At 69.2% G+C, this 17,762-nt stretch carries 18 protein-coding genes; 6 read left to right on the top strand and 12 right to left on the bottom strand.

What is annotated here, in order from left to right:
* Nucleotides 1-19: 19 nt before the first annotated feature.
* The 9 genes from AC4D2O_RS01595 to AC4D2O_RS01555 all read right to left on the bottom strand — a co-directional run bounded on the left by AC4D2O_RS01595 (nt 20) and on the right by AC4D2O_RS01555 (nt 10,487).
* A complete protein-coding gene (locus tag AC4D2O_RS01595; protein ID WP_490904805.1) occupies nt 20-733 on the bottom strand; it encodes a GntR family transcriptional regulator in 714 nt (237 codons plus the stop codon).
* On the bottom strand, nt 730-1,929 hold the full coding sequence (locus tag AC4D2O_RS01590; RefSeq protein ID WP_490904803.1) for a fumarylacetoacetate hydrolase family protein: 1,200 nt from the start codon (nt 1,927-1,929) through the stop codon (nt 730-732). Before AC4D2O_RS01590 ends, AC4D2O_RS01595 begins: the two co-directional genes overlap by 4 nt.
* Nucleotides 1,926-3,413 carry an aldehyde dehydrogenase (NADP(+)) gene (locus AC4D2O_RS01585; RefSeq protein WP_490904802.1) on the bottom strand — a complete coding sequence of 496 codons (1,488 nt, stop codon included), beginning with the start codon at nt 3,411-3,413 and terminating at the stop codon, nt 1,926-1,928. The genes AC4D2O_RS01590 and AC4D2O_RS01585 overlap by 4 nt, the downstream gene beginning before the upstream one ends.
* An 18-nt stretch (nt 3,414-3,431) precedes the next feature.
* A complete protein-coding gene (locus AC4D2O_RS01580) occupies nt 3,432-4,736 on the bottom strand; it encodes an enolase C-terminal domain-like protein (RefSeq protein ID WP_490904801.1) in 1,305 nt (434 codons plus the stop codon).
* 31 nt (nt 4,737-4,767) lie between these two features.
* Nucleotides 4,768-6,048 carry a TRAP transporter large permease gene (locus AC4D2O_RS01575; RefSeq protein ID WP_490904800.1) on the bottom strand — a complete coding sequence of 427 codons (1,281 nt, stop codon included), beginning with the start codon at nt 6,046-6,048 and terminating at the stop codon, nt 4,768-4,770.
* Between the two features lie 7 nt (nt 6,049-6,055).
* Nucleotides 6,056-6,670, bottom strand: a complete 615-nt coding sequence (locus AC4D2O_RS01570) for a TRAP transporter small permease (protein WP_490904799.1) — start codon at nt 6,668-6,670, stop codon at nt 6,056-6,058.
* A complete protein-coding gene (locus AC4D2O_RS01565; protein WP_490904797.1) occupies nt 6,667-7,716 on the bottom strand; it encodes a sialic acid TRAP transporter substrate-binding protein SiaP in 1,050 nt (349 codons plus the stop codon). The genes AC4D2O_RS01570 and AC4D2O_RS01565 overlap by 4 nt, the downstream gene beginning before the upstream one ends.
* 28 nt (nt 7,717-7,744) lie before the next feature.
* Nucleotides 7,745-8,803 carry an Ldh family oxidoreductase gene (locus tag AC4D2O_RS01560; protein ID WP_490904795.1) on the bottom strand — a complete coding sequence of 353 codons (1,059 nt, stop codon included), beginning with the start codon at nt 8,801-8,803 and terminating at the stop codon, nt 7,745-7,747.
* Between the two features lie 220 nt (nt 8,804-9,023).
* Nucleotides 9,024-10,487, bottom strand: a complete 1,464-nt coding sequence (locus AC4D2O_RS01555) for a protein adenylyltransferase SelO (RefSeq protein ID WP_490904794.1) — start codon at nt 10,485-10,487, stop codon at nt 9,024-9,026.
* A gap of 132 nt (nt 10,488-10,619) precedes the next feature.
* Between AC4D2O_RS01555 and AC4D2O_RS01550 the strand changes: the two genes are divergently transcribed.
* Together AC4D2O_RS01550 and AC4D2O_RS01545 are read left to right on the top strand one after the other, a co-directional pair.
* Nucleotides 10,620-10,784, top strand: coding sequence for a hypothetical protein (locus AC4D2O_RS01550; protein WP_490904792.1), 165 nt, complete (start codon nt 10,620-10,622; stop codon nt 10,782-10,784).
* Nucleotides 10,785-10,843: 59 nt separating this feature from the next.
* On the top strand, nt 10,844-11,539 hold the full coding sequence (locus AC4D2O_RS01545) for a DsbA family oxidoreductase (RefSeq protein ID WP_490904791.1): 696 nt from the start codon (nt 10,844-10,846) through the stop codon (nt 11,537-11,539).
* 38 nt (nt 11,540-11,577) lie between these two features.
* Here AC4D2O_RS01545 and AC4D2O_RS01540 read toward each other — a convergent pair whose 3' ends face one another.
* The 3 genes from AC4D2O_RS01540 to AC4D2O_RS01530 form a co-directional block, all read right to left on the bottom strand.
* The gene (locus AC4D2O_RS01540; RefSeq protein ID WP_490904790.1) at nt 11,578-11,760 is read right to left on the bottom strand and encodes a hypothetical protein; all 183 of its coding nucleotides are present in this window, start codon (nt 11,758-11,760) and stop codon (nt 11,578-11,580) included.
* A gap of 71 nt (nt 11,761-11,831) precedes the next feature.
* Nucleotides 11,832-12,677, bottom strand: coding sequence for a metal-dependent hydrolase (locus AC4D2O_RS01535; protein WP_490904789.1), 846 nt, complete (start codon nt 12,675-12,677; stop codon nt 11,832-11,834).
* 111 nt (nt 12,678-12,788) lie between these two features.
* The gene (locus AC4D2O_RS01530) at nt 12,789-13,112 is read right to left on the bottom strand and encodes a hypothetical protein (RefSeq protein ID WP_490904788.1); all 324 of its coding nucleotides are present in this window, start codon (nt 13,110-13,112) and stop codon (nt 12,789-12,791) included.
* 123 nt (nt 13,113-13,235) lie between these two features.
* Between AC4D2O_RS01530 and AC4D2O_RS01525 the strand changes: the two genes are divergently transcribed.
* The 4 genes from AC4D2O_RS01525 (at nt 13,236) to AC4D2O_RS01510 (ending at nt 17,541) form a co-directional block, all read left to right on the top strand.
* Nucleotides 13,236-14,210, top strand: a complete 975-nt coding sequence (locus AC4D2O_RS01525) for an MsnO8 family LLM class oxidoreductase (RefSeq protein WP_490904787.1) — start codon at nt 13,236-13,238, stop codon at nt 14,208-14,210.
* Between the two features lie 171 nt (nt 14,211-14,381).
* Entirely contained in the window at nt 14,382-15,323 is a 942-nt protein-coding gene (locus AC4D2O_RS01520; RefSeq protein ID WP_490904785.1) for a PRC and DUF2382 domain-containing protein, read from the top strand.
* A 110-nt stretch (nt 15,324-15,433) separates the two neighbouring features.
* Nucleotides 15,434-16,411, top strand: coding sequence for a D-cysteine desulfhydrase family protein (locus tag AC4D2O_RS01515; protein ID WP_490904783.1), 978 nt, complete (start codon nt 15,434-15,436; stop codon nt 16,409-16,411).
* Nucleotides 16,408-17,541, top strand: coding sequence for an aminotransferase class V-fold PLP-dependent enzyme (locus AC4D2O_RS01510; protein ID WP_490904782.1), 1,134 nt, complete (start codon nt 16,408-16,410; stop codon nt 17,539-17,541). Before AC4D2O_RS01515 ends, AC4D2O_RS01510 begins: the two co-directional genes overlap by 4 nt.
* Nucleotides 17,542-17,762: the final 221 nt, after the last annotated feature.

Genomic DNA, 17,762 nt, shown 5'->3' with positions numbered 1-17,762 from the left:
AATGATGAAGGCGGGCAGATCAGCAGAGCTTGGCCGGCGGTGGAACCCGGAGGGTTCTCCCGGACTCCTGGGAGAATGCTTCCGCGAAGCGGTGGTAGGCCCCGATCAGGTGGGCGTGCATCGCGTCCTCGGCTGCGTCCGGGTCGCAGGCCCCGATCGCATCGACGATGTTCCGATGCTCTTCCACCGTCTGTTTCCCCCGGTAGTCCGCAGGGTGGAGGCGGAAGAGGTGCAGGTGGCAATGCGTGGCGCGGTAGGCGTGCAGTGCGAACTGGTTGCTGCTGGCCCTGAGGATGCTGTCATGGAAGTGGGTGTCGTGAGCCACGAGGAGGTGCCGTACGCTGGGCGCCGTCTCGGTGCCCTCCTCGAAGTTCGACAGTGACTTCTGCAGCGCGCGAGCCGGATTGCTCAACCGGTTGACCGCCGCGACCCGGGCGGCCCAGGGCTCCACCATCAGCCGGAACTCGAAGAGTTCACGAAGCTCGGCGATGCCCAGCAGCTCTGTGGTCCTGTATCCCTTGCCGGGGGTCTTGATGATGAGGTTGTCACCCTCGAGTTGGCTCAGTGCCTCCCGGACAGGTGTCTGGGAGACCCCGAATTCGCGGGCGAGGGCATCGATGTTCACCTTCTCGTCGGGTGGGATCTGAAGGTCGAGGATCTTGGTCCGCAGCGCGGCATAGACGTCGACGGAGGGCCGTGCCCGGCTGTCGAGTTCGAGAGAGCCGTCAGTCATGGTGTGCCGGCAGGGACGGCGGGGCGGGCTTTTCCATCATGCAGTACATACTCCAGCAGGTTGCCGATCCCGTAGGTCCACGGTGCGAGGTCCTCGGTGGGCTCCACCGAGTTGCTCAGCGTTCCGAGGCGGCTGCTGCTGATCTCGACGACGTCACCGGTCTCGTGGGTGAAACCCATGCCCGGCGCGTTCCTGTCCTCGTTCGGGGCGAAGAGCGTCCCGGTGAACAGGGCGAACCCGTCGGGGTACTGGTGGTGCCGGCCGTAGGCAGCGCCGACGAGCTCCTCGAAGGGGCGGCTCAGTCGCTGCACGCTGTTGGTCCCGGTGAGGGTGTACCCGTCGGTTCCGGTTACGGTCAGCCGGATCGTCTCCTGCCGGGCGTCGTCGAGTGTGTAGGAATCATTGAACAGGCGGAGGAACGGGCCGAGCGCGGCGGATCCGTTGTTGTCCTTCGCCATGCCGAGCAGAAGCGCGCTGCGCCCCTCGACGTCGCGCAGGTTCACGTCGTTGCCCAGGGTGCAACCACGGATCCGCCCCCGGTTGTCGACCATCAGCACCAGTTCGGGTTCGGGGTTGTTCCAGGAGGAGAAGGAGGGGATGCCGATGTGCTCGCCGTAGCCGACCGTCGAGAGGACAGGCGCTTTGGTGAACACCTCCGGGTCCGGGCCGATGCCGACCTCGAGATACTGGGACCAGAAGCCTTCACGAACGAGTACTTCCTTGACCCGTGCGGCTTCCTCCGAGCCCGGCCGAACCCCGGCGAGGCTTCCTCCGATCGCCGCCAGCACCTGCGAGCGCATCTGCTCCGCGAGAGTCAGGTCCCCGGCACACCGCTCTTCGATGACGCGCTCGATCATGCTGTCCACGAAGGTGACACCGCACGCCTTCACGGCCTGCAGGTCCACCGGCGAGAGGAGGTGGAGTGCGTCGTCACCGCTGCCACGGGGCGTGTCCAGGGCATCGCGGAGCTCCCACGCACGCGCCCCGTCCCGTCGTACACGCTCCAGCATGTCGGGCAGATCGTCGCGGTTGAGCAGGGCGGACACCGTGGGAGCCTGGTCGAAGAGGTCGAGCAGAACGCCTTCGTGGAACAGGACGGGGCGGGGGCCCCGGGTCTCCGGGTCCCATAGTCGGCCGATGAGCAGGGCCTCGGAGGCGTCCTCGGGCAGGATCGCCTCGGGTTCGACCGGCGTCATCGGGATCCTCCTGCCGGTTCCATGCTGCCGTCCACCCGGCGGGCGATGCCCCAGGGGTTCGACTCCTGGAGCGCCGGTGGCAGCGCGGCATCGGGCACATCCTGGTAGGCCACCGGGCGCATGAAGCGGCCGATCGCGGCAGTGCCCACGGAGGTCGTACCCGGTGCCGTCGTCGCCGGGTAGGGCCCGCCATGCTGCTGCGCGTAGGAGACGGTGACGCCGGTGGGCCAGCCGTTCCACAGCACCCTGCCGGCGATGCCGGTCAGGGTCGCAAGCAACTCGCCGGCCGGGTCGCCGTCGTCCGCGTGGATGGTGGCCGTCAGCTGGCCCTCCATGCGAGCCGCGAGCGCGGGCAGGTCTGCGACGTCGCGGTACCGGACCACCACGGTTGCAGGACCGAACATCTCCCGTTGCAGCACCTCGGGGTCGGACGCGACCGACTCCGCATCGACCAGCAGGACGGTGGGGGCGGGCACTTCGCCGTCGGAGCCGGGTACGAGGGCCTGGACGCCGTCGAACGAAGCCACCTCGTCGCGTGCCTTGCCGAAGGACTCCCGCAGGCCGGGGGTGAGTAGCTTGGCCAGCGGAACGTTCTCGAGCGCATTTCCCAGGGTGCTGCGCAACTGCTCCTCGGACGCGGAGTCCGGCACGAAGAGCACGCCTGGCTTGGTGCAGAACTGGCCCATGCCCATCGTGAACGAGCCGGCATAGCCGGTGAGGATGTCCTCGGCCCGGGCGTCCCAGGCCGTCGGCAGCACGAAGACCGGGTTGATGCTGCCCAGTTCTCCATAGAAGGGGATCGGTACGGGCCGTGCATTGGCACGGTCGAAGAGCGCCCGGCCCCCGATCGTGGAGCCGGTGAACCCGATGGCCTTGACGAGTGGGTGATCCACCAGCGCCTCCGCGGCGGGACGACCGTCCACCAGGGCGAACAGTCCGGAAGGGGCACCGGCGTCCGCGAGGGCAGCGACCACTATCTCGCCCGTCCGCCGCGCAAGCTTCTGGTGCCCAGGATGGATCTTGTGCAGGACGGCACATCCGGCGGCGAGAGCCGAGGCGCTGTCACCGCCCATGACGCTGAACGCGAAGGGGAAGTTGGACGCTCCGAAGACACCGATCACGCCGAGTGGCACGTTGACCCTGCGGATGTCCGGCCGTGGGCCCATGCCCCAGTCAGGATCCGCGTGGTCGACGGTTGCGTCCAGGGCGACTCCGGTGCGGACCTCGTCGGCGAACAGGTCCAACTGGAACGCCGACCGCTTCAGCTCTCCCTGCAGCCGGGCTTCGGCGAGGTTCGTGTCGGTGGCGGCGAGTGCGACGAGTTCCTCGACGTTGGCACGGAGCGCATCAGCGATAGCGTTCAGTCGTGCGGCTCGTGTCGCGGGGGACTCATCGGCGATGCTCAGGAAGGCGGCGTGCGCCTCCCTCGCGGCCTGGTCCACCTGCTCGGGAGTGGTGGCGATGGTCAGGGTCGTGGTGCTCATGGAAATCCTTCCGGAATCTCAGCGTGCGTTCAGTTCCTGCCAGACCGCGCCGCTCGGGTACGACCAGCGTGAGGTGGACTCGGGCAGCATCTCGGCGCCGACGCCGGGAAGCTTCGGTGCCTGGTACCGGCCGTTGGAGACCACTGCCGGTTCCGTGAAGTGTTCGTGGAGGTGGTCCACGAACTCGATGACGCGGTCCTCCATGGTTCCCGTGATGGCGGCGTAGTCGAAGAAGGAGAAGTGCTGCACCAGTTCGCACAGCCCGACGCCACCGGCATGGGGGCATACAGGTGTCTCGAAGCGGGCCGCAAGCAGCAGGTTGGCGATGTTCTCGTTGACGCCGGCCACTCGGGTCGAGTCGATCTGCATGATGTCGATCGCCCCGGCCTGGAGCATCTGCTTGAAGATGATGCGGTTGTGGACCGCTTCTCCGGTTACGACCTTGATGGGGTGGACGGCCTTGCGGATGGCCGCGTGGGCGAGGATGTCGTCCGTGCTCGTCGGTTCCTCGATCCAGTAGGGCTTGAAGTCCTGGAGTTGGTTGACCCAGTCGATGGCCTCCTGCTCCTCCCAGCGCTGGTTGGCGTCGATGGCGATCCGGACATCCGGTCCCACCGCCTCCCGCGCCAGGGACAGCCGGCGGCGGTCGTCCTCGATGCTGCCGGCGACCTTGAGCTTGATCATGCCGAAGCCGTCGGCCGCCGCCTCCTTGGACAGGCGCACCAGCTTCTCGTCGCTGTATCCGAGCCATCCGGGCGTCGTGGTGTACGCGGGGTAGCCGTCCTCCTTGAGCTCCACGATGCGAGCCTCCTTGCCCTCCTGGCCCCGCTGGAGGATGTCAGCGGCATCTTCGGGAGTGAGGGCATTGCGGATGTGGGTGAAGTCCACCGCACTGATGACCTCCTCCGAGGACATCTCGCTGAGCAGCAGCCACAGCGGCTTCTTCTCCCGCCGTGCCCGGATGTCCCACATCGCATTGATCAGCCCACCGGCTGCCATGTGGGAGACGCCCTTCTCGGGGCCGAGCCAGCGCATCTGCGAGTCGTGGACGAGGCGCCGCGCCGACTCTCCGAGGTTGTTGACCAGTTCATCCGTGTCCCGGCCCACGAGTAGCTCGCCGTAGCTGTCCATCGCGGCGGTGACGATCTCATTGCCGCGGCCACAGGTGAAGACGAGGCCGTACCCGCTCTCACCGTCGTCGGTGTTGATCTCCACGTAGGCCGCCGAGTAGTCGGGGTCGACGTTGACGGCGTCCGAGCCGTCCAGTTCGAGCGACGTGGGGAAGCGGACGTCCGTGGTGCGGACGGATTCGATTTTCGACATGAAGGTCTCCTTGGAGGTCGGTCGGGGCGGGTCAGAGGAAGCCGAGCAGTACCGGCAGGCCTAGGGTGACGGCGGGAAGGAAGGTGATGAACAGCAGGGTCAGGACCATCGGACCGAAGAACGGGAGGATGCCCTTGATCACGACGGGGACCGGTGCCTTGGTCACGCTCGAGAGGACGAACAGCACGAGTCCCACAGGTGGGGTGATCAGTCCGATCAGGAGATTGAAGATGACCATGATCCCGAAATGGACCGGATCGATACCGAACGTCTCCGCGACGGGCAGGAGTACCGGGACCAGGATCAGGATCGCGGCCGTCGGTTCAAGCACGCAGCCCACCAGCAGGAGCAGCACATTGACGAGGATCAGGAAGATGATCGGCTGGTTCGTGATGTCCAGAATGAGGTTCGCGGCCACCTGCGGCGCCTGCTCCCGCGCGAGTACCCAGCCGAACAGTGCCGCTGCGGCGACGATCAGGAGGACCGAGCCGGAGGTCTCGACGGTGGTCAGCAGCGTGCGGTACAGCTTCCGCCACGTCAGCGCCCTGTAGACGACGGCAAGAATCGCGATGTAGACCACGCCGATGCCACTTGCCTCGGTGGGGGTGAAGATGCCGCTGAGGATTCCGCCCAGGATGATGACGGCAGATCCGAGGGCAGGCACTGCACCGAGGGCTGTCTTGCCACGGGTAGCCCAGGTCGCCTTGGGCAGGCGGAGTTCGTTCCTCTTCCGCATGAGAATCCATACGGTCAGGCACAGCGCGGCCACCAGGATCAATGCCGGGACGATGCCGGCCATGAACAGGGCGCCGACGGACACACCTGCCGTGACGGCATAGATCACTGCCGGAATGCTCGGCGGGATCATCGGGGCGATCAGGCTGGAGGCACCCGTCACTCCGAGGGCGAACTCCTGCTTGTAGCCACGCTTGACCATCGCCGGCACCTGCACCCGCCCCATGGCCGCGGCATCGGCGATCGCGGCGCCGCTCATCCAGGAGAACCCGAAGCTGGTGGCTACGTTCACGTAGCCCAGGCTTCCCCGGAGGTGTCCGATCGCGGCAACCGCGGCATCGTAGAGCTTGTCGGTGACGCCGGACACGTTGGCCAGGTTTCCCAGCAGGATGAACATCGGGACGGCCAGGATCGAGAAACTGTCGACACCGGAGACGGTCTGCTGAACGGCGGTGCCGAGCTGCACGGAGGGATCCGTGATCACATACCCGAGGGAAGGGATCAGGAGCGCGAAGGACACGGGGACACGGAGGGCGAGGAGCAGCAACAGGCTGATCACCATGATGAGGAGAGTCATGTTCTTCCTAGACCGCTTCCCGTTCGAGGTTCTCCATCGCATCCGGAACGAGCTCCGGATGGCGGATGTTGAGGTACATGTGCACGAGGGCGTGGAAACAGATCAGGATGAATCCCACCACCGCCGAGCTGTAGACCAGGCTCATGGGCAACGACGTCGCAGGAGCCTGCAGGCGTGCCGCCCCGGCGGCGAATTCCGCCCCGGCGAAGGCCATCATTCCTGAAGCGATGATCACCATGAGCAGGGCGAAGGTGTCGAGGACCACGGTTCCTCGCCGCCCGAGTTTGCTGGCGACGATGTCCACCGCGATGTGGATGCGACGCGCCATCACGAATCCGGCGGACACGAAGGTGAACCACAGCAGGGCGAACCGGGCGAGTTCTTCCGTCCAGGTGAAAGGGGAATCGAAGATGTAGCGGCTGACGACCTGCAGGATGATCAGGCCCAGGGTGCCCACGAGGAAGGTGCAGGCGGCGATCCGCTCCGCGACGACCAGATACCGGTACAGGCCGTTCCGTTGCTCCGGGAAATCCGGGTCGTCAGGCTCCTGCGGCACCCGCAGGCCGGTGGCGAGGTTGTTCTCGTTGCCGGAGGATGGCCGCGGGTCGACCGCTTCGCTCATCGGGACGCCTGGATCTGCTCGTACAGGTCACCCCAGGGCTGCTCGCGCATGGCTTCCCCGGCCGCGGCGGCGAGGGACTCACGGTCGACGTCCTCATTGACCTGGATACCGCTACCGGCTTTCCATTCCTCGAGGATGGACTGCTCCTGTTCCTCGACGCATTCGCGGGTGGCGTCCGCGGCGGTCTGCATCGCGTCCTCGAGCGCGGTACGTTCCTCGTCGGTCAGGCCCTCGTAGACGGCGCGCCCGGTAGTGAGCTCGACGCCCTGGATCATGTGCCCCGTCAGGTTGATGTAGTCCTGGACCTCGTTGAACTTCGCCGTCGCGATGGTGGGGATGGGGTTCTCCTGTGCGTCGATGACGCCCTGCTGCAGCGCGAGGTACACCTCGTCGAGCGCCATGGGGGTCGCCGTGCCACCCATCGCGCTGATGTTCGTCAGGTAGAGGGGGGCGTTGGGCGTCCGGATCTTGAGGCCGCTGAAGTCGGCTGCGGTGCTGATCTCCTTGTTCGCCGTCACGTGGCGTGTGCCGTAGTACCAGCTCGAGAGCACCTTGATGTCGGAGGATTCGTACAGGTCGTCGAAGACACCCTGCATCTCCTCGCCATTCGCAGTCTCGACGAAGTGGTCCACGTCCTGGAACAGGTACGCCGCATCGAGGACCGCCGCGTTCTCCTCCCAGACGCCGAGGAAGGACGGGCCCGCCACGGCCATGTCGAGGCTGCCCGAAGCGACCTGCTCGAGCAACTCGGACTCGTTGCCGAGCTGTGCGGACGGGAAGCTCTGGATCTGCAGACCGCTTCCCTGCAACTCCTCCTTCAGGGCGGCGACGCCGCACTCTTCGACCGGGTGGGCCGCGTCGTAGACATGGGCCAGCCGCAGGGTCTTCGCTTCTGTGTCCACTTCTTCCACGCTGTCGCGGTCCACCGCAGTACCGACGTTGCACCCGGACAGCAGTAGGGCCGCTGCCGCGGCAACGCCCAGTACGGCCTTACGGTTGCCGCGGCGAGCTGTGGAATTGCAGGTGGAGTGAGTTTCAAGCTTCATTGCTGAATCCTTCCGGGAAGTGCGGTGGTTACGGTGCTGGATGAGTTTCGAGGGGCGATAGGGACAGCTCGTCGGCCAGGGTGGCCAGTTGCCTGATGGTCGAGGATGGCAGGGGGACCGCGTCTGCGGCTTCCGTCTGGCGTCGACGCTCCGGATCTCCCGGAGCGTCGACGGGCGCGCCCCCCGGGCCGGAGGAGCGCACGCGGTCCTGAAGTGTGGCGACCCGTGAAGCGGTGCGTGCGCTCCCGGCGAAGGCGGCGGTATCGAGTCCGATCAGCAGGTGGCCGTTGTTCATGCGGGAGGCCGGGTTGGACCAGATGTCGATCGTCTCGAAGGCGAAGGTCGCGTCCGTCAGGGACGCGGCAAAGGCTTCGAGCAGGACGGCGACTGCTGAACCCTTGTGTCCGCCGAAAGGAATCATCGACCCCTTCTCCGCTTCGACGGGATCGGTGGTCGGGTTGCCGTCGGCGTCGACGGCCCAGCCCTCGGGCAGCTGGGTGCCTTCGTTCTTCGCGGCGATCACCTTGCCGTAGGCGCCGTTGCTGGTCGCCAGATCGGCTGTGAGGGGCCAACCGGAAGAGCTGGGAACCCCGAGGGTCAACGGATTGGTGCCGAGGACTTTGCTCGTGCCGCCGTGAGGCGCCACGACCGGTCCGGTCGAGGAGGTGAGGAAGGACAGGAAGCCCGCCTCTGCGAGTTGGTCGCTCCAGAAGGCGCCGGCGCCGTAGTGGCTGCTGTTGTGGACGGCGACGGCGGCGATGCCCTGCACGCGACCGACGTCGATCACGCGGTCCACAGCAGCCTGCATCGCGACCTGACCGAGCGCGGCATCGGCGTCGAGTACTGCGACGCTGCCCTGGTCCTTGGAGAACTTCAGGTCCGGCAGCGGATTGATGCCTCCGAGCCGCAGCGCTTCGCAGTACAGCGGAAGTCGAAGCAGGCCATGGGAGTAGATGCCGCGCTGATCGGCCTGCACGAGCGAGCGGGCGGTGAGCTCTGCGTCATTCCGCGGAACACCCCGAGCGGTCAGTGCATCGGTTGCGAAGCGAACGAGGTCCTGCGGGGGCAGGAGTTGCTGGGTATTCATCGGCGAATGCCCTTCTCATATAGGAAGCGTGTTTATCCTATATTTAACGTGCTACAGATCACAACCCCTCAGGGCAGTCGGTGCGGGCGCCGGCGAAGACGACGCCCTGGCCGCCACGAAGATCGCAGGCGCTGGGAACGAATCTTCTCTCGGGTGCCGGTGCCTCTCACCGCCTCCAGGCCACCGCTGATGCAGCGGTGCCCTGGTGGTGCCTGCGGCCTCAGGTGCCGCAGTACGTCGTGTACTTGCCGAAGTCCTCCGGCGCCCCGGCGGCGTACCGTTCCAGCCCCGGGCGCTCCTCGAAGGGCCTGATGACGACGTCCACGAGCCGTTCGAGCGGCTCGAGGTCGCCGACGGTGGCGGCGTCGAGCGCCTCCTCGACAAGGTGGTTCCGCGGGATGTACACGGGGTTCACGCGGTCCATCGCGTCGGCGTCGGGCCCGAGGGTGAGCCACCGCTCGGCCCAGGCGTCGAAGGCGGCGACGTCGAGCACCTTGTCCCGCGCGGGGCGAGCGTCGCCGCGCACAACGGAGCCGAGGCCCCGGAAGAACGAGGTGTAGTCGACGTGGTTCTCCTGCAGCAGGGTGAGGACGTCGTTGGCCAGTGCCGAGGCGACCTCGTCCTCGACGTCGCCGGGCAGCCCCAGCTTCGCCTTCATGCCCGTGAGCCAGGCGCCGCTGTACCGGGGGCGGAAGGATTCGAGCACGCCGACGGCGAGGGCCACGGCCCGCTCCTGGTCGTCGTCGATGAGCGGCAGCAGGGTCTCGGCGAGGCGGGCGAGATTCCACTCGGCGATCAGCGGCTGGTTGGCGTAGGCGTAGCGGCCGCCGCGATCGATCGAGCTGTAGACGGTGGCATAGTCGAAGACGTCCATGAACGCGCAGGGTCCGTAGTCGATGGTCTCGCCCGAGATGGTCATGTTGTCCGTGTTCATCACGCCGTGGATGAACCCCACGAGCATCCACCGGGCCACGAGCGACGCCTGCGCGGACAGGACCGACTCGAACAGTGCGAGGTAGGGGCGCTCGGCGGACGCGGCATCCGGGTAGTGGCGGTTGATCGCGTGGTCGGCCAGGCGCGTGAGGAGGTCCGCGTTGCCGGTGGCGGCCGCGTACTGGAAGCTCCCGACGCGCAGGTGGCTGCTCGCGACGCGCGCGAGGACGGCACCGGGCAGCAGAGTCTCGCGGCGTACGTCACGCCCCGTGGCGACTACGGCGAGGGAGCGCGTGGTCGGTATGCCGAGCGCGTGCATGGCCTCGCTGACGATGTACTCGCGGAGCATGGGCCCGACGGCGGCGAGTCCGTCGCCGCCGCGCGCGAACGGGGTACGGCCGGAGCCCTTGAGGTGGAGATCGCGGAGGCGGCCCGCCGCGTCGGTGACCTCGCCGAGCAGCAGCGCCCGGCCGTCACCGAGGCCCGGGTTGAAGCTGCCGAACTGGTGGCCGGAGTAGGCCTGGGCCACCGGGGTCGCGCCGTCCGGCACCGAGGTGCCGAGCAGCAGGGCGAGGCCGTCGGGGGAGCGGAGGAACCCGGGATCGAACCCCAGCTCCGCCGCCACCGGTTCGTTGAGGGCCAGCAGGCGCGGCGCCGGGGCGGCGTCGGCCTGCCAGGCGACCGCCATCTCGGGCAGTTCCCGCGCGAAGCGGCCGTCGAAGGTGACCCTGGACTCTGTAGGCACGCTCATCCTTCCACCGTACGCCGGGCGGTCCGGCGCCGCGTTTCGGACCGAGGGCTGGCCGCCCGCGCAGTCGCGCCCTAAACTGACAAGCCACCTGATGTTTTCGGGGTGACGAGGCGATGATCGAAGGAGATCAGCATGGGTATCAGCAACAGGATCAGGACGGCCGCGAACCGCTACCTCAGCAGGTCGGGCACCGGGACGACGGGCAAGCCCGTCGGAGGTACGGCCGGCCGGCGCGGCACCCCCGTCCCCTCCGGCAAGACCGGCGGATTCATCCGCAACCTGCTCAACCGCAAGTAGCGAAGACGCTCAGGCCCCCTCCGGGAATAGGGCCTGGGCGCTCCGCGGTTGCGCTGGATGTGCACATAGAGATCTGGTCCGACGTCAAATGCCCCTGGTGCTACGTAGGCAAGCGCCGCTTCGAGAAAGCCCTCGCGGAGTTCCCCCACCGGGACACCGTGGAGGTGACCTGGAAGAGCTTCCAGCTCGACCCCTCCCTTCCCGATCACTACGACGGCACCGAGCAGCAGTACCTCGCCGAGCGCAAGGGCATCGCTCCGGAGCAGGTCCGGGAGATGTGGCAGCATCTCTCCCGGCAGGCCGAGGGTGAAGGACTCTCCTTCGACTTCGACCGGGTGGTGGTGGGTAACAGCTTCACCGCGCACCGCTTCCTCCACCTCGCGAAATCCCACGGTCAGGGTGACGCCGCGAAGGAGGCCGTCATGTCCGCGCACTTCGAGCAGGGACTGGACACCTCCGACGTCGAGGTGCTCGTCCCCCTCGGCGTGGGCATCGGCCTCGGCGAGGACGAGATCCGCGAGACCGTCGCAGGCGACCGGTTCGCAGCCGACGTCCGCCACGACATCGAGGAAGCCCGCACGCTCGGCGTGCAGGGTGTCCCCTTCTGCGTCATCGACCGCAGGTACGGGATCTCCGGCGCACAGCCCGTCGAGCTGTTCCGGCAGGCACTCGACCAGGCCTGGCGCGAGTCCCACCCCCTGGTGTCACTCACGCCGTCGCCCGACGGCCCCGCCTGCGGTCCGGACGGCTGCTGAGCCCGGTCCGACCGACGCGCTGACGGCGCTCTGCCGCCTCAGCGGCGCGGTGACCCCGTAGCCATCCTCCGTAGTTCGTCCTGGACGCGTGCCAGTTCGCGCTGACGCTGGGCCTTGAGGTCCTCGGGGTCCGGCCGCCTGCGCCGCGTCGGCCCGGGCTCGCGCACGGGCGCCTCCTCCTCCGCCTCGAGGGGATCGAAGAACAATCCGTCGCGGTGCATTGACCTTCCCTTCGTCCGGTGTCAGAGCAGACCCTAGCCCTGCTGTGTTTCCGGCACTTTACGGAGCCGGCTCAGCCGGCTCCCGTCACGCGCGCCACCACCATCGCGCCGTCGTCGAAGCGCGCGATGGCCCAGCCGATACCGCAGACGGCATACAGGGAGATCGGCACGAGGAGGCACCACTCACGAAGGGAGCCGGCGTTGCCGAGCACGGGCACGGCGATGTTGCCGTTGGGCCGCCAGACCTGGGCGATCACGGGCACCTTCGCCAGGCCGCGGGGCCTGCGGAGCCGGAACGGGTACACGGGATTGCAGCCGCCGGTGGTCATCATGTCGCCGAGGATATGGGCGACGACGCCGATGCCCACGGCGAGCGGGAACCAGAACTGCTCCTCGGGCGCGAACGCCGTGACGAACGCGCCCGCGGTCAGGCCGACAGCCCACGGTGAGCGCCGCATGCTGTCCGGGATGATCTTCAGGGCCTTGGCCGCGAAGGAGACGAGCAGCACCGTGAGCAGGCCGGCACCCGGGTAGATGGTGCCGAAGTCCGCCGTCTCCACGGTCCACAGGCCGGCGACGAATGCGACGGCGACGAACGCGGCGACACCGAGCAGCGAATGCGTGCCGCGCCGGTGCCCTCCCGAGATGGCCCCGACCCCGGCGCACAGCAGGTTGGACAGCGGCGGCAGGGAGTGCGCGATCGTGGCGCTGTGGTGGTCGGCGTCCGGCAGCAGCGCGGCACCCGCGGTCACGAGGGCGCCCGTGACGACGCCGACGGGGCTGACCTCCAGCAGCCCGAGGCCGAGGGTGACGGTGTCGGGCAGGACGGGCAGCAGGTGGCCCGGGTGCACGTCGATCCGGGTGGTGGCGGCTACCCAGGCGGCGGCGCCGCAGGCAGCATGGTGGGCGCCCATCATCGCGGGAGTCCTTTCGGTGAGACCGCGCCGGCTGCAGGATCGCAGCCGGCGACGAGATCCCATCCTGACCCGCGCCACCGTCATTATCGTGAAAGGGGAGCACCGCCGACGTCAGTGGGGGCGGAGCTGCCGGTCGTCGGCGCCGGACGGCGTGGTGATGGTGCACAGCCACTCCTCGGCGTCGTCGCCCAGGCCGGTCGGCACTGCGACCTTCTCCAGGCTCCTCCGGAAGCTCTCCGTGATCTCGCACTGGATGCGCACCCGGGCCTCGTCGCCGGGCTCCGCGCGGCCCGCGGCGATGCGGTCGGCGACCAGCAGGAGCCGTGCCTGCGAGTGGGCGATGCTGTCCGCGAGGCGGAGGGCGCGGTTCCCGTCATGCGCCGGAGGTGCCGGCGCGGGCTGCTGCGGACGACGGTCCCTGGTGAAGATGCCCATGACGCTGACTCCGCTGGTGGTCGGCCGGCCGGACCCCGTTGTTCGACTGGCTCGGGCGACGTCGACGTCGCCCGTGGCGCAACACTACCGGAATGGCCCGGCGGCGTCGCTGGTTCCACGGATATGACCTCCCTCTTCGCCGGCGTGTCCCTCCTCGACCGCGCCCAGTCACGCCTCGGCTCCCCCGAGGCCCGGACGCTGCAGGACGTCATCGTGCGGGCCCGCCGGGCCGAGCAGTCCGGTTTCCAGCGGTTCTGGGTCGCGGAGCACCACGGCGTGCCCGGCATCGCGGGGTCGGCGCCCGCCGTGCTTGCAGCAGCCGTCCTCTCGGCCACGACGACGATCCGCGTGGGCACGGGCGGCATCATGCTGCCGAATCATCAGCCCCTGGTCGTGGCCGAGCAGGCCGCGACGCTGGCCGCTCTGTCCGGCGGGCGCTTCGACCTCGGGATCGGCCGGTCGCTCGGTTTCACGGAGGCGGTCCGGGCCGCGCTGCGGACCGGGAAGGAGGAGGCGGACCGGTTCGGGGAGGACATCGCGGAGCTGCTCGCCTTCCTGGGCGGCACCGCGTCCATCACGGCCCGCCCGCAGGACGGCGGTCGCACGCCCGTCTTCGTCCTCGCCACAGGGCGGGGCGTGGATCTCGCCGCGGAGGCCGGACTCGCCGTCGTGCTCGGCGGGCCCGCGCTGTTCCGTGACAGCCAGCCCGCCCTCGACCGTTACCGCGCCTCCTTCCGCCCGTCCGCGTGGTGGGGCGCCCCGCACGTCACGGCATCGCTGAACGTGGCCGTCGCGGGCACGACGGCGGAGGCGCGGCGGTTGCTCCTGCCGGAGGCCCGTGCGCTGGCCGTCTCCCGGACACGGGGGTACTTCCCGCCGCTCGAGGCCGCCGACGGACCGCTGTCCGCGCGGGAGGAGGGCCTCGTCGGGGAATCGCTCGCCACGGCCGTGTACGGGACGGCGCCCGAGGTGGAGCGACAACTCGTCGAGCTGAAGGCCCGTACGGGGGCCGACGAGTTGCTCGTCAGCGGCGGGGCGTACGACCTCGAGGCGCAGGCCGCCTCCGACGAACTGCTGGCCACGCTCGCCCTACGCTGACGCGGACCATCCGGGCACGCGCGGGGCGGCGACGCGCGCCGGAGCGCAAGCGCCGTCCGTGTGCCAGGCTCCGACACGGATAGTAAGCATGCTTGTTGTGTTGGGCTGAACCGCTCTATTCTGTCGAGATGCGTCGCCTCAGGCGGGCGGCACCGACGACAGGAACCCCCCATGCTCACCATGCCCGATCTCGAACCCCTTCTCGGCCACCGCAGCGCCGTCGTCACGCACCAGGGGGACAAGGTGGGCACGGTGGGCGAGGTGTTCCTGGACGACGCCACCGACACGCCGGCCTGGATCACCGTGCACACCGGCCTGTTCGGCACCAGGGAGTCCTTCGTGCCGCTCGACGGCGCCACGGTGCAGGACGGCAGGCTCGTCGTCGCGTACCCACGGGACCTCATCCGCCACGCCCCCTCGACCGAGCGCGACGGCCGGCTGAGCCCCGAGGACGAGAGCACGCTGTTCCGGCACTACGGCCTGGACTCGACGACGACGACGACGACGACGACGACGCCGACGCCGGCGACGACGGCGTCTGCGAGTGACGACCCGGCGCTGCACCAGGGGCGCGACGACGACGGCGAACCGTGGATGATCCGCTCGGAGGAACGGCTCCGCGTCGGGACGGAGACGTACGAGGCGGCCCGTGTCCGGCTGCGGAAGCACGTCATCACGGAGGAGGCCGCACTGCGCGTGCCGGTGCAGCGGGAGGAGCTGCGGATCGAGCGCGAGCCCGTCACGAGGTCCGAGGCAGCCTCCGGTGACTCGCTGTTCCAGGAGGAGATCGTCGAGTTCGTGGGCCACGAGGAGCATGCCGTGCTGGTGGGCAAGGAGACCGTGCCCGTGGAACGCGTCCGGCTGGGCAAGGCCACCGTCACCGGCAGGACGACGGTGAGGGAGCAGGTGCGGAAGGAGCGCATCGCCGGCAGTGTGGACGGCGAGGCGATGACCGATCTCGATGCCGGTGCCGGAGGCTCCAGGGGCGCCAAGGGCCGCGGGCGGCGCGCGGCCGGTAGTGCAGGCCGCGGACAGGCGGCCGAGGACGAGTCCGGCAGGATCGTCACCAACAGCCCCAACGCGCTCCTCAAGGGCAGGAACAAGCGGCGCTGAGACCGAGGGGGCCGGTTGCCGCCCGGGGGCCCGCTCGAAGCTGAGGGCCCCGGGTGGCCGGCGGATCCGCTAGCGTCTGGGAAGACGCCGACGAGCACGTGGAGGAACATATGACCAGTCCGATCGTCCGGCCCGCGGGCACCCCTGTCCGGGCAGGCCTGGGATCCTGGCCCACGCCGCTGGAACCCGCGCCCCGCCTCTCGTCCGCCCTCGGCCTCGATCCCGAGGACCTCTGGATCAAGCGGGACGATCTCATCGGCCTCGGCGGTGGCGGCAACAAGGTGCGCAAGCTCGAGTGGACCGCCGGAACCGCGCTCGCGGAGGGCGCCGACGTGCTGGTCACGAGTGGGGCGGCCCAGAGCAACCACGCCCGCCTGACCGCTGCTGCGGGCGCCCGGCTCGGGGTCGAGGTCGTCCTCGTGCTGACGGGGGAGTCCGCACCGATCGGCAACATCGCCCTCGACACCCTGCTCGGCGCCACCGTGCACTGGTGCGGCGATGTCGCGGACGAGGAGCTGGCCGCCCGTGTGCAGGACGTGGCGGACGGATTGGCCGCGCAGGGCCGACGGCCCGCCGTCATCCCCTTCGGCGGGTCGAACGCCCTCGGTGCCACCGGCTACCGGACGGCAGGCCAGGAACTCCTGGGCCAGGAGCCCGCCGTGGAGCAGGTCGTGGTGGCGGTCGGTTCGGGCGGAACCATGGCAGGCCTCGTCTCGTCGCTCGGCGCCGGCCGCGTCCTCGGGGTGGATACCGGGGCGATGTCCGAGCCAGCCCCGGTTGTCGCCCGGATGGTCGCGGAGCTGACCGGACAGCCCGCGGATGCCGCGGCCCTGCGGATCGACGGGAGCCTGCTCGGTTCGGGCTACGGCTCCGTGACGGACGCCGTCCTCGAGGCCATGAGCCTCGCCGCGCGCACCGAGGGCCTCGTCCTCGATCCCACCTACACGGCACGCGCCATGGCCGGGCTCCTGCGCGCGGCCCGGCAGGGCGAGCTGGTCCGCGGTCGGCGCGTCGTGTTCTGGCACACCGGGGGACTGCCCGGGCTGCTGGGACACACCGAAGCGCTCGAGAGGATCATGGCCGGATGAGCAGCCCCGCCGAGCACGACGCCGCGGCCTTCGCCTCCTACCAGGCGTCCTTCACCGAGGCGCACGGGTACCTGAACTTCGCGAGTTTCGGCCCGCCGTCGCGTGCCGTCCGCGAGCGGATGGCACACCTCCTGGGAATCGCCGGCGACGGGGGCGGCGCGGGTGAGGCCCTGTACGGGGAGGACCTCCGCGCCCGGGAAGCCTTCGCGCGGCTCAGCGGGTTCCCCCTCGAGAACGTCGGCCTGACCGCCAGCACCTCGCTCGGACTGTTCCAGGTGGCGTTCGGCCTGACGGGCGGATCGGTGCTCGTCAGCGCCGGAGAATTCCCGGCCAACACCTATCCCTGGCTGCGCACGAGCGCCGCGGGACGGGCGCGCGTGGAGCTGGTCGGTGGACCCGGCACCCGGATGACGCCCGACGTCGTCGCCCGCGGGCTGACGGACGACACCGTCGCGGTGAGCGTCAGCGCCGTCGACTTCCGCACCGGCTACCGCGCCGACCTCGCGGGGATCCGCGCAGCGATCGGACCCGACCGGCTGCTGGTGGTCGACGGCATCCAGGGCTTCGGCGTCGCGGACCTGGAGTGGACGCTCGCCGACGTGCTCGTCGCCGGGGCGCAGAAGTGGATCCGCGCCGGCTGGGGCGTCGCGGCGCTCGCTGTCTCTCCGCGGGCCCTCGAGCGGATCGACCCGCTGCTCACCGGATGGACGGGCGTCACCGGGTCGCGCCGGTACGACGGCGAGGAGCACCCGCCGTTGCCAGGAGCGCAGCGCTTCTCCATCTCGAACCTCTCGCCGTATGCGACCGGGGGCTTCGCGGAGGCCCTCGCCCTGATCGAGTCGGTGGGCGTGCCGGCGATCGAGGGCATCATCGCCACCCACGCCCAGGCGCTCATCGAGCAGCTCGATACCGCGGGCGTGGACGTCCTCTCACCGCGGGAGCGTGCGGACCGCGCCGGGATCGTGGTGGCCGGCATCCCCGGGCGCGCGGCCGAGGCGCATGCGGCGCTGGCGGACGCCGGCATCACCGTGACGCTGCACGGGGAGGACCGCATCCGCTTCTCCGTCCATGCGACCACGCGCTCCGAGGTGCTCGGCGAGGCCGCGAAGGTCCTGGCGCCGTTCGCCTGACGTGTCGCGCTGCTGCGCCCGGGTCATCACTGCGCCCGGCCGTCGTTCCCGCGCGGCACTATAGGACGCCGATCGCCATCACGCCAGACTGCAGCACGCCGATGGTTCACAGAACGCAACCGATCCTGAAAGTGTCCGGGGCCGGTGCTAGCGTCCCAGTCAGAACATGTGACCTAGGCAACATGTTCGTGATCTCAGGCATCTGACCTGAGCGTGCTTCA

The sequence above is a fragment of the Arthrobacter sp. TJ-238 genome (genome assembly GCF_058269215.1).
Note: the sequence above shows the minus strand (reverse complement) of the source record. Positions and strands in the feature narration are given on the sequence as shown.